The organism is Ercella succinigenes (assembly GCF_900002895.1).
This window is the reverse complement of record NZ_CDHP01000067.1, coordinates 16,057-28,450: the sequence shown is the minus strand read 5'-3', so window position 1 is coordinate 28,450 and position 12,394 is coordinate 16,057. Positions and strand designations below refer to the sequence as shown.

General features: G+C 37.4%; 12 protein-coding genes and 1 pseudogene. 7 read left to right on the top strand and 6 right to left on the bottom strand.

From position 1 onward, the window contains the following. Positions 1 to 292 (bottom strand): annotated as a pseudogene (locus AC0KSB_RS14120) (hypothetical protein); the annotation flags it as partial. Positions 293 to 595: 303 nt separating this feature from the next. On the opposite strand from AC0KSB_RS14120, the gene AC0KSB_RS14115 reads away from it, so the two are divergent. The 7 genes from AC0KSB_RS14115 (at position 596) to AC0KSB_RS14085 (ending at position 8,815) form a co-directional block, all read left to right on the top strand. Then, the gene (locus tag AC0KSB_RS14115; protein ID WP_472310396.1) at positions 596 to 2,512 is read left to right on the top strand and encodes a sensor domain-containing diguanylate cyclase; all 1,917 of its coding nucleotides are present in this window, start codon (positions 596 to 598) and stop codon (positions 2,510 to 2,512) included. A 24-nt stretch (positions 2,513 to 2,536) separates the two neighbouring features. Beyond that, positions 2,537 to 3,202 (top strand): cysteine peptidase family C39 domain-containing protein, encoded by a 666-nt coding sequence (locus tag AC0KSB_RS14110; protein WP_472310395.1) that lies wholly within the window; start codon positions 2,537 to 2,539, stop codon positions 3,200 to 3,202. Between the two features lie 701 nt (positions 3,203 to 3,903). Then, on the top strand, positions 3,904 to 5,127 hold the full coding sequence (locus tag AC0KSB_RS14105; protein ID WP_472310394.1) for an ABC transporter substrate-binding protein: 1,224 nt from the start codon (positions 3,904 to 3,906) through the stop codon (positions 5,125 to 5,127). A gap of 182 nt (positions 5,128 to 5,309) precedes the next feature. Continuing rightward, positions 5,310 to 6,191, top strand: coding sequence for a branched-chain amino acid ABC transporter permease (locus tag AC0KSB_RS14100; protein WP_472310393.1), 882 nt, complete (start codon positions 5,310 to 5,312; stop codon positions 6,189 to 6,191). A gap of 9 nt (positions 6,192 to 6,200) precedes the next feature. Beyond that, positions 6,201 to 7,286, top strand: a complete 1,086-nt coding sequence (locus AC0KSB_RS14095; RefSeq protein ID WP_472310392.1) for a branched-chain amino acid ABC transporter permease — start codon at positions 6,201 to 6,203, stop codon at positions 7,284 to 7,286. Between the two features lies 1 nt (position 7,287). Further along, positions 7,288 to 8,109, top strand: a complete 822-nt coding sequence (locus tag AC0KSB_RS14090) for an ABC transporter ATP-binding protein (RefSeq protein WP_472310397.1) — start codon at positions 7,288 to 7,290, stop codon at positions 8,107 to 8,109. A 4-nt stretch (positions 8,110 to 8,113) separates the two neighbouring features. Then, complete coding sequence (locus AC0KSB_RS14085) at positions 8,114 to 8,815, top strand: ABC transporter ATP-binding protein (protein WP_472310391.1); 702 nt, start codon at positions 8,114 to 8,116, stop codon at positions 8,813 to 8,815. Positions 8,816 to 8,911: 96 nt separating this feature from the next. Here the strand turns inward: AC0KSB_RS14085 and AC0KSB_RS14080 are convergent, their stop codons facing one another. The 5 genes from AC0KSB_RS14080 to AC0KSB_RS14060 form a co-directional block, all read right to left on the bottom strand. After that, positions 8,912 to 9,805: a DUF368 domain-containing protein gene (locus tag AC0KSB_RS14080; RefSeq protein WP_472310390.1), complete on the bottom strand. Its 894-nt coding sequence runs from the start codon at positions 9,803 to 9,805 to the stop codon at positions 8,912 to 8,914. 44 nt (positions 9,806 to 9,849) lie between these two features. Then, complete coding sequence (locus AC0KSB_RS14075; protein ID WP_472310389.1) at positions 9,850 to 10,023, bottom strand: (2Fe-2S)-binding protein; 174 nt, start codon at positions 10,021 to 10,023, stop codon at positions 9,850 to 9,852. A 194-nt stretch (positions 10,024 to 10,217) separates the two neighbouring features. After that, a complete protein-coding gene (locus AC0KSB_RS14070) occupies positions 10,218 to 10,928 on the bottom strand; it encodes a HesA/MoeB/ThiF family protein (protein WP_472310388.1) in 711 nt (236 codons plus the stop codon). An 86-nt stretch (positions 10,929 to 11,014) separates the two neighbouring features. Further along, positions 11,015 to 11,239: a MoaD/ThiS family protein gene (locus tag AC0KSB_RS14065; RefSeq protein WP_472310387.1), complete on the bottom strand. Its 225-nt coding sequence runs from the start codon at positions 11,237 to 11,239 to the stop codon at positions 11,015 to 11,017. 27 nt (positions 11,240 to 11,266) lie between these two features. Further along, positions 11,267 to 12,295, bottom strand: coding sequence for a radical SAM protein (locus AC0KSB_RS14060; RefSeq protein ID WP_472310386.1), 1,029 nt, complete (start codon positions 12,293 to 12,295; stop codon positions 11,267 to 11,269). Between the last annotated feature and the right edge of the window lie 99 nt (positions 12,296 to 12,394).

The following is a 12,394-nucleotide window of genomic DNA, read 5'->3' as shown; positions in this document are numbered from 1 at the left end:
TGAGTTTGAGATAGGCATTGTCATGACGCAGATCTTCCATGTGATTAAAACGCGATAGTCCCAAGACCGCTGCATCAACCATGAAATCGATGATGTTGGCTGTGCCAAACCGGGCATTATGACGTTTGGAAAATGACAGCCCTGTTTCCAACAGCTGCTGGAAACCGATTTTCTGCTTGAATGCTTCAATGTATGCCAGTGAAGCGCGGTTTGTGACCGTAGCGTTGTCGAATTTAGCTGGAAGAATTGTTTCTGAACGGTTTATTGTGGGTCGATTTTGTGCTAGACTCATGGTAACAGGCGGCCTTTCTTTGGATTTTGTTTTCTTTGCAGTTACATTTTACCAAAGATGCAGCCTGTTTTTATATGTAAAATTATTTTCACCCTATTCAATTGTCAAAGTACTACTAACTCTATGGTTTCCAGCTTTTTGAACTGGCTACCTGCCGATTACAGGTTTAAAAAAATAATTATGCTTTGAATATTGCTAGAAGATTTTGAAATCTGTAATAATAGGATTTCGAAATATTTGATATTTTTGTCCATTAACTACATAATATTGGTAAATATTGTATCACGTGATTGGGAGATGCTTTTGTATAGAAAGTTGTTTAAACATGTTTTGATAGGTATCCTTTTTGTTGTATTGTTGACACATTCTGGTTGTTTAGCAGAAAAACCTATACAGCCACGTGCATCGGCAGGTGTAATTGATTTACAAGGATATCCACTTGGCGACAGCCTAATGCGCTTAGATGGTGAGTGGTTATTCTTTCCCGATTCCACGGTCGATCAGTTACAACATTCTAAGGCTAAGATGATAAACGTACCAGGATCATGGAATCGCTTAAGCGATAATAATATTTTATCAAGTGGTCATGGTCATGGTGTGTATCAACTTACTGTTAAAGTTGAAGAATCTCTAGAGCTGGGTCTTAAAATACCGCGTATTTTTACAGCTTATGATTTGTACATTAATGATGATAAGTATGTATCTGTGGGCACAACGGCTGTTGATTATTCTGATGGCCAGCCTGCATATTTGTTACAAACAGTTTATTTCACGGCGCAACCAGGCGAGAATGAGCTGTTGTTTCAAGTTAGTAACTTTCACCACCGCAGTGGTGGCTTGCTAGAAAGCATTGATATAGGTGCAGCTGATCTCATTTATAAAACTCAAATTGGTAACATTGCTTTTGATTTGTTTATTTTTGGCAGTTTGTTTATGATTGCTGTTTATCACCTTGCTTTATTTTTATTTCGTCGGAAATATAAAGCACCTTTCTACTTTGGCCTTTTCTGTTTATTGATAGCATTACGTACTTTGCTCGTTGGTGAGCGTTTTTTCTTCTATATGTTTGGTGATTTCAGTTGGGAATTGGCGCATAAAATGCAAACAGTCACTTACTATTTAGGCATGCCTGTTATATTACTTTTCTGTTATTATTTTTTCAGCGGCTGGTTTGGCAAAAAAACAATATTGACGATATGCGGTATCAGTCTGCCTTTCATATTGGTTGTGCTGATTACACCAGCTCGAATTTTTACTGTTTTTAATCCTGCTTATCAGTTTTTCTCGGCAATTACAATCATATACATCATCTCTGTGCTCACAAGAATATTGCTAAAAGAAAAGGATAAGAAGGACTTGCCAATCATTATCATTGGTGCTTTCATTATGATTCTAACCAGTATAAATGATATCCTCTATTTTAGTGTCTGGCTCAATGATCATCCATCTGATACCTTAAGATTGTTTATAAGAACTGGTAATCTTTCTTCAATCGGTCAACTAGTCTTCGTTTTAACATTTGCTTTGATTATGGCCAGGCGAATCTCTGATTCTTTCACCAATGAAGAAAAGATGACTGCTCAGCTGAAAGATATAAATCGAACCTTAGACGAAAAAGTTGCTATGCGTACACAAGCATTGGAGGAAGCCTCTGAAAAAGTTGCCCAACAGAAAAGTGAGCTGGAAGAAGCTAATAAGAAGTTACAGACATTATCACTTAGGGATCCGCTGACTAATTTATGGAACCGGCGACAGTATGATATGGTTTTTTCTCAGGAGTGGGATCGTGCCTTGAGACATCAGACAATGATTTCGTTACTTGTGATAGATATTGATTTTTTCAAAGCATACAATGATCGTTTTGGTCATGCCCAAGGAGATGAATGCCTGGTGCACCTAGCTAATTACTTGAAAGGTTGTTTTGAAAGAGCAGGAGAGTTATCTGCCCGTTATGGCGGTGAGGAATTTGTTGTTATCTTACCAGGCCTTGAGCCTAACCAGGCTTATAATGAGGCAGTACGTTTGTGCCATGGAATAGAAAAACTGGCAATATCTCATCCTGATTCTCAAGTCAGTGAATATGTGACAGTAAGTGTAGGCGTAGCCAGCACTATCCCACCCAGTGCAATGAATGTTGACCGTTTGTTTGAAGTTGCTGATCAGGCTATGTATGAAGCTAAGAAAAAGGGTCGTAATCAGGCCGAACTCATTGTCATTTAGTCATAGAATCAGGGAGGACATCTTATGAAGACTTCGAAAAAGATCACTGTAACTCTGTTATCTCTTTTGCTTTTGATTGTTTTGATTATTGCTGGTGCTTTTGGCAGAATGACTCTGCGTTTTTCAAGGATTGATAATGATTATTCAGCAGTATATGCTGATCCCAGATATGCAGAGGCGGTATTAGTTGAGGGAGTTGAGCTTGTTAAACAAGAGCATACCTGTGGTTATGCAGTTATTGAAATGTACTCAAACTGGAGCGGTAATCCGGTTACGGAGGAACAATTGATTGCAGAGCATGATGGCAAGATAGTAACCTCGACTAACAAGTCTTTTGCCAGGGAGATGAATCGACAGATGCCTGCTTCTGAGACTATAATGCATTCAGGATTAACCAATACGGAAATGATTGAGTTGATTTATGGAAGTTTGTCTGCTGGCCGACCAGTTCCAATTGTATGGGCAGCTCTTCTGGAAGATGAATGGACATTGCACTATTCTCTAGTTACTGCGCTTGATATTCAATCCGATAATATCACAATAGCTAACCCTTATGGTTATATGGAAAAGATTGGGATCGACGAGTTTTTAGATAGGACCAGGTTTGATTCCTATGAAGGCATGCCGTTATTTATAAGATTTGGTTTTGCTTTTGGTGTTTTCGATTATAATACGCTGTTTCTTGGCTAGAGTGATTTCGCCAAATGATTATTCCTTCGATCAATAATCCAAAGTAGTTCCTTTGACTCTTCATTGCTAATCGGGAAAAGTAACCATTCATCAATTGATCTGTAGAATGGAAATAAGAGATATTGAAGAATCAATACAAAAATTTAAAGAACGAAAACATAGTAACACTTATTATTATTCAACTCCTATAATAACTTCAACAGCTATGAACAAACTAAAGAGAATATCTAGAATATAATAAACCCTTTACAGTATCCTGCTATATTTCGCTTGCCACAATATCTTCTATTACTTTTAAGTTGCTCATTTTTAACTCGTGCAGATTTCTACCACAGCGAAAAATCAACATTCATAGCGAAAGATCAACATTTTTACTATAACTGGAGGATTACTCTTTCTGAAATTCAAAAAAGTTTAAATAAACAGCGATTTTGCGAAAAAAACTTATTTTTTTGACAGAAGATACAATTTTGCATGCATATAACTTGCAAATTGCAGCAATTTATATGCAACAAAAGTCTTTTTTCTTTTATTTATACTATTTTAATACTGTAACGTGTGAATCAATGTAGTCAATTATGCAATTGTTCAATTGACATCTTTCAAGAATGTTTATAAAATCATTTCATATTTATCTTGTAGGAATTCAAAAAGAAATTCAATTATTTTTGATATTTCGGAAAAGAAATGAGGAGATTGACATGAAAAAATTTAGATTTCACTTAATCGCACTAATGCTTGTTCTCAGTCTTTTCGTAGTTGCAGCTTGTGGTGGTTCCACCGATACCACAACAGCACCTGCGGATGAAACAACAGCTCCGGCAGATTCTGATGAAACATCAGATGATAATGGTTCTGATGGTGCTGCAATTAAAATTGGTGGTATTGGTCCACTGACCGGTGCTGCTGCAGTTTACGGTAATTCTGTTGCTAATGGTGCAAAGATCGCACTTGAAGAGATCAATGCACTTGGCGGTATTCAGCTGGAACTCAATTTCCAGGATGATGAACATGATCCTGAGAAATCAGTTAATGCTTATAATAACCTTAAAGACTGGGGTATGCAGATTCTTAACGGAACTGTAACAACTAGTCCGGCAAATAACGTAACCCCTTTGGCATTTGCTGATCGTATTTTCGTTCTTACCCCATCAGCTTCTTCGCCTACAGTTGTAGATGGTAAAGACAATGTTTTCCAGCTTTGTTTTTCTGATAACAACCAGGGTATTGCTTCAGCTCAATATATAGCTGAGAATAATCTCGGTGAGAAAATTGCAATTATCTATAACAATGCTGATGCTTATTCTACAGGTATTTATGAAAAATTCATCAGTGAAGCAGAAGACAGAGGTCTTGAAATAGTAAGTACTACTACTTTTACAGATGACACAGGAAATGACTTTAGTGTTCAGCTGACTGAAGCAAGAAACGCAGAAGCAGATTTGATCTTCCTTCCTATCTATTATCAGCCAGCTTCTTTGATCCTTACACAGGCAAATGGAATGGGTTATGAACCTAAATTCTTTGGTGTTGATGGTATGGACGGAATCCTGACAATGGAAAACTTTGATACATCTTTGGCAGAAGGCGTAATGCTTCTTACTCCTTTCGTTGCTGATGCTGATGACGAAAGAACAGTTGCTTTTGTTAATAAGTATCAAGAACTCCATAATGAAATCCCAAATCAGTTTGCTGCCAACGGCTACGATGTAATGTACACTTTGTATAAAGCTATAAATGAAGCAGGTATCACATCTGACATGAGTGCTGAAGAGATCAATGATAAACTGATTGCACTGTTTACTTCTAGTGATTTCAGCTATGATGGTCTTACAGGTGCAGGTATGACATGGTCAGAATCTGGTGAAGTTTCAAAAGATCCAAAAGGTATGGTTATACAGGATGGCGTTTACGTAGGTATGTAATTAATTACAAATACCTTAGTAGCAAAACTTATTAAACCCGTAGGGAGGGTTGCCGATTTAACGGCTTCCCTCCTTTTCTGATTAATCACTGCAAAAACTCTTTTGCAAATTGACTCAATATGTTATTGTTTAATATGGTTGAATGCGTTGTACCACTTTATTAAGAGGGGCTGGGTTTTGATATGAATTTTATTTCTTATCTAATCAATGGTATTAGTCTGGGCAGTGTTTACGCAATTATTGCTCTTGGCTACACGATGGTTTATGGCATTGCAAAAATGCTGAATTTCGCACACGGTGATGTAATCATGATTGGTGCCTACATATCTTTTGTAGCAACTTCCAACATGGGTTTGCCACCTGCTGTTTCGATCATACTTGCTATGCTTGTATGTACAGTATTAGGTGTTGTCATTGAAAAATTGGCATATAAACCTTTGAGGGCTGCTCCTTCGCTGGCAGTTTTGATAACTGCGATAGGTGTCAGTTATTTCCTGCAAAATGCAGCTCTTTTGATCTGGTCTTCAAATCCTAAGAGTTTTACTTCATTGTTTCAATTCGAATCACTGAAATTTTTTGACGGAGCTTTAACTATATCCAGCGTTTCAATAGTAACTGTTGTAGCTGGTATAATTGTTATGGTTTCTTTATCCTTGTTAATTGAGAAAACAAAAATAGGAAAAGCAATGCGCGCAGTTTCTGAAGATAAGGAAGCCGCACAGCTTATGGGTATAGGTGTAAACAAAACTATAACCGTTACTTTTGCCATTGGTAGTGCTCTTGCAGCAATCGCCGGTGTTCTTTTGGCATCTGCATACCCGCTTATAAGCCCAACAATGGGAGCTATGCCTGGCATTAAGGCTTTTACAGCTGCTGTTTTTGGAGGTATAGGCTCTATACCGGGAGCTATGTTGGGAGGACTTTTGTTAGGTGTGATAGAAATATTTGGCAGAGCCTATATTTCTACACAATTATCTGATGCAATTGTTTTTTCTGTTTTGATTATAGTGCTTCTTGTTAAACCAACTGGTTTGCTTGGCAAAAAAATAAGTGAGAAAGTGTAGGGTAGAGTAGTGACGAAAAAGAAATTAATTAGTAAACATACCCGCAGCAATATTATCACTTTTGGCATAGTAATTATTGCGTATATAGTTATTCAGGCTTTGCTGCAGGGTGGGAGTGTTTCCAGCTCATTACAAGGGCAGCTTATTCCGATTACCACATATGTGGTAATGGCCGTGTCACTTAATTTGACGGTTGGTGTTCTTGGTGAACTTAGTCTTGGGCATGCCGGATTTATGAGTGTAGGTGCTTTTTCTGGTATAGTAGCTGCGATGAGTCTTGAAAATACTATTACACAAGCACCTTTGAGATTGGTAGTAGCCATGATAATAGGTGGTATTTTCGCCGCTATCATGGGCTTTATTGTTGGGGTTCCAGCTCTAAGACTGCGTGGCGATTATCTTGCTATAGTAACTCTGGCTTTTGGAGAGATAATCAAGAACATTGTGAATGTACTGTATGTAGGCTATGATGACACAGGCGTTAAAATTGGCATTACAAGTGGTGATGCTCTGGGGCTCAATGAAGGTGGAAAAGTGATTCTTAACGGTCCGATGGGAGCTGTCGGTGTAACAAGAATTTCAAGTTTTACAGCTGGTTTTGTTCTTATTATTATTACGCTGTTTGTTGTAATTAATCTTATTAACAGCCGGAGCGGCAGAGCTATAATGGCTGTAAGAGATAATAGAATTGCGGCAGAGTCGGTAGGTGTAAGTGTAACCAAGTATAAGCTGATGGCTTTTGTAATATCAGCTACATTAGCTGGTTTTGCCGGTGCTCTTTATGGTCTTAATTATTCGACCACAGTAGCAAGAAAGTTTGATTTTAATACATCAATTCTTATACTTGTTTTTGTTGTTCTAGGAGGAATGGGAAACATCAGAGGATCAATTATAGCAGCTGCTGTTTTAACCATATTGCCGGAACTTCTCAGACAGTTTAATGATTATAGAATGCTCATTTATGCGATCATATTAATTCTTGTTATGCTTGTAACAAATAACGAACAGCTAAAACAGATGATGAGCAAGATTATTTATTTCCTGCGAGTAAGAAAAAAACCAGATGCGAAAAAAGGAGGTGCGGCAGGTGAGTAAAATGGTACCTGTTCCTAGTCATTCAATAATTCCTGAAAGGGATGTTGACAAAGCACCAATTCTTGAAGTCAAACATTTAGGTATTACCTTTGGTGGACTTGTAGCTGTTGATGACTTCAATATGGATATCGGCAGAACCGAGATTGCAGGTCTGATCGGACCTAACGGAGCCGGTAAAACAACAGTATTCAATCTTTTGACAAAAGTATATCAGCCTACAAAAGGCGTGATTATGCTCGATGGTGTTGATACCAAAGATATGAATACAATACAGGTTAATCAGTCTGGAATTGCCAGAACTTTCCAAAATATCCGTTTGTTTGCTTCGCTAACTGTTGAGGAAAATGTTAAGATTGGTTTGCATAATCAATATAAATACAATACCTTAAGCGGGATTTTGCGATTGCCTCCCTACTGGAAAGCTGAGAAAGAGTCTCGCGATAAAGCAATGGATTTGCTGTCTATATTTGATATGCAGCATATGGCAAATTATAAAGCCGGTTCACTGCCATACGGTGCCCAGCGTCGTTTAGAAATAGTCAGAGCGCTTGCTACTAATCCTTCACTTTTGCTGCTGGATGAACCGGCTGCAGGCATGAACCCTTCAGAAACAGAAGAATTGATGGCAAATATCCGCAAGATTCGTGATACCTTTCAGATTGCAATAATGCTGATAGAACATGATATGAACCTTGTAATGGGTATATGTGAAGGTATAGCAGTTTTAAATTACGGTAAGATAATCGCCAAGGGAACACCTGAAGACATACAGTCAAATCCGGAAGTTATCGAGGCTTATCTGGGTAAGCAGAAGGAGGACTGAAAAAATGCTTAAAGTAGAAAACCTTCATGTATATTACGGCAGCATTCATGCCGTAAAAGGAGTCTCTTTTTCTGTTGAAAAGGGTGAAATTGTAACACTTATCGGAGCAAACGGAGCTGGTAAGTCGACAATATTAAAATCTGTATCAGGGGTATTAAAGCTAAGAAGCGGTAAAGTAGAATTTGAAGGGCAAAATATAGTTGGTATTCCAGCACATACGATTGTTCCTAAAGGTCTTGCTATGTGCCCTGAAGGACGCAGGATTTTCCTCCAGATGTCGGTAGAAGAAAACTTGGAGATGGGCGGTTATACAAGACCAGGCAGTGAAATAAAGGACAAAATAGCTAATGTTTATGACCGTTTCCCGAGACTGAAAGAGCGCCGTAAACAACAGGCTGGAACTCTTTCCGGCGGAGAACAACAGATGCTGGCTATCGGCAGAGCTTTAATGTCAAAGCCATCTCTTCTTATGCTGGATGAGCCTTCTATGGGTTTGGCACCATTGCTGGTTGAACAGATTTTCGCCATTGTTAAAGAATTAAACGAATCAGGAACGACTATTTTGCTTGTAGAACAAAATGCTCAAATGGCATTATCTATAGCAAATAGAGGATACGTACTTGAAACAGGCAAAATTGTAACATCAGCATCGGCAAAGGATCTGCTAAATGACGATGCTGTCCGTAAAGCCTATTTAGGCGGTTGATTAGGTGCCACACATCGATTATGATAAAATCGCTGACTATGACTGTCTTGCAGTCATAATCAGCGATTATCTTTATATGTGTGTCTGACACTTGTGTCAGTCACGGATTTTTTCTTCTCCGTCTTTTCCGCGACTTAGAAGAAAAGAGATTGAGAATCCTGCTGCAAAAGTCAATAAAGTGGTTATTATTATGACTGGGGATAGATTACTTACACCTGTTTCCATAATAAGAACAATAGGTGAAGCAATTATTAGTCCGAGAATTGCTGAATATGTTATGAATGGCGCATTCTTAAAGAGCCAGGCAATAATCTTTGCTACGATAATCGTTCCGAAGACGATTCCCAGACCTAGTGGAATAAAAACAGCCAGTCCATGTAAAATTCCAGCTTGATCCCAGTTTAAGACCGCTTCAATAAAGTTACTGATATTTGTAATGATACCATTATAAAATCCCAGAATCATCATAACAAGTGAGCCGCTAACTCCAGGAATAATCATTGTTGCCGAAGCTATAACACCTACACCAAAAAGTTGTATAACCATTAGAGGGCTAATTACAAAATCAACTGCTGTGGAAGAATGATCTCCTGCCAGAGTCATTGATATAATCAGGGCAAAAAATATCAAGAAAATAAGCAAATGCAAAAAATTAAGTTTAGCACCCTTAAACTTTTTTAATATTACAGGAAGACCGCCTAGTATCAATCCAATAAAAAGACCTGCTGTCTGCAAAGGATATTTATCAAGAGTAAATCTTACAACGAAAGACAATAAGCCAATTCCAACTACTGCCCCTACTAGAAAAGGAAGCAGGAAGAAAAAACTGGCTTTGAAATTTCTTTTTATACTGGTAACAGCTTCAATTAATTTATCGTACACTCCCATAGACACGGCCATTGTTCCACCGCTGACACCGGGAATAATATTTGCTACGCCAATAACAATACCTTTTATGATCGATTTGATCAGATCTAGCACAGATGTCATATATATCTCCTCAGAATTTTATATCATGATTATACACAATACAACTAACTCTGTGCTTTCTCAATCATTTTTTTTATGTCTTTTTTACATTTGCTGCATTTTCCGGCTCCTGTCTCTTTTTTTATGTCTTTAAAGGATTTCGCACCTTTTTTCATAGCCTTCAAAATATCACCTTTTGTAACTTTTTTGCAGGGACAAATCATTTTATCTGGATTCACTACAATCACCTCTTTTACAACTAATCGGATTATAGCAATTAAAAAAAACTCTCACAAGATAGCTTCAAATATGGTAATTGAAGTTACGGTATGTCTGTACTAAAAGCTTAACCACAAATAATTTAGCTTTGGCATTATATAGATAGACATAGATGTAGATATATATACATCTACATCCGAATCTACACCTATATTTATTTTAGATTCAGAATATCAAATTCATTTTCCAGACAATTTACAAATAATAGTTTGTTAGACAGCAAGTCACCCTTTTTGGTGATGAGTTTAATTGTTTCAGCTACTTGAAAAGAAGCAATTAAAGATGGGGCAAAAGAGGGGTTGCCTAGATTTCTTTCTTCACCATGTTTTAGATTTGATTTATACATTTTGCTCAATGTCTTATTGCCGGGCAAAATTGTTGTAATCTGCCCGTACCAGCCGGCAATTGCACCGTGTATAAGCGGTATTTGTAACTTGTTGCAAATATCTTCGAGGATTAATCTTGTAGGAATATTATCAAGTGCGTCTATTACTACAGTATGTCCTGATAATATTTCAGAAGCATTTTCTTCATTAAGGAAGCGATCATATATATTGACCTGCAAAGAATGATCAATTTCATTTATTCTTTTGCCTGCACAAACAGCTTTGTTTTGCCCGATATTTGTTTCCAATGAGAGCAATTGGCGATTTAAATTAGAAATTTCAAACTGATCACCATCAACAACAGTTATAGAACCTATGCCTGCCCTTGCAAGCAATTCTATGGCATGACCGCCAAGACCTCCACAACCTACAACACATACGCTGCTTTGTTTTAACAGTGCCTGATCATCTGAGGATATGACTCGGCCATTTCTTGTATATCTTTCGGAGCGACCATTATTCTGATTATTATCAACCATAAAACAGATACCTCTTGCAGATTAACTAATTCCAACGGGAGGACAGGAGGAAGTTCGCAGAAAAGAAGTAATATGTAATTTGTAGATCAACCGCCTCCAACTGGAGGGAAAACAGAAATAACATCATTTTCTTTTAACGGACGATCTAAATCTCCATCACGTCCATTAATGAGGAAAATTGCTATTTGCTCGCGACTAATATCAATCTGATTCATCAAATCCATCCCTGTGCAGCCTTCATTGCAATGTCCATAGATGATTTTACCGCGATTTTCTCTTAATGTGGCAAATAACCTGATTTCAATCAACATGTGACAATCCTCAGCTTTCTAATGGTATTAAATACAATATATGAAATTTCTTGCCCAAAGGCAATCCCCGCAGGAAGGCATATTGCTATTGCAATCAATCTGTGTATTTCTTACCATATCACATCCTTCCACAAGACCACAGTCTATGCATGAAGGGTAATTTTGATTTCTGATTAAATTACGGAAAATTTTAAATTCAGTTTTTCGCCAGATTTCTTCAATATTTTCAGATGAAATATCACCGAAAAAATGAGCATTGGTTTCTTTTTTTCTGCCAAAGACCCATTCTGTGCCGTTATGGGACAGTCTGTAGCAAGGAGCTATTTTACCGTCAGCTCGAATTATCATAGAGTTATCATCTACAAAACGACAATGCCTTTCTGTTTTTAGTTCCATGGCGGGTATTACAACTTCAATACCATAACGATACGAAAGCAGGTTGATTTTGCCAGCTAATGCTTTTCCGGCTATATTCTCATACCTTGTATACATAATTTGCTTGCTATCATATTCATTGGCTGGGGAAAGGTGAGAAATAATTACTTTATCTACTTTTTTCTTAGCGGCTAGTTTAATTAAATCAGCAAGATCCTCTGCGTTATCTTGTCGTAATGTCATTTGAAAAACAATAACAGGAAATTTTTGTGTTTTAATCAAGTTGATCTTATCTATAAAATCCAAAACTTTTTGCATGGAGAATCCTCTGATTTTTTCAAAATTTTCTGATGATCCATCCATGGATATGACGATCTGATTTGTTGTAGAAATAAGTTTTTTTATAAATTCGTCATCATCTCTTGTACCATTGGTGGTAATTGTAAGGTATTTGTCCTGAAGCTGATCCAATACATTTAAAATTGTAGGGGCGATGGCTGGCTCACCGACCCCTCCAAGTACAATGTGTTCAATTGTTTTAATTTCTTTGATTTGATTAATGCATTTTTGTAAAAGCAAATAATCCATATCTCGAGCGATGCCAGACCAAGTCTGACGATAACACATGATGCAATTAAGATTACATTTATCAGTAAGCTCAAGATAGACTTTTTTTAGCATATAAAATACCTGTCCTGCAAATTTTAATCATTACCAGCATCAAAATCCCAGATTTGAAAAATAGTCATCTGATCCAGAACTGTTTTTTACCAGTATTCT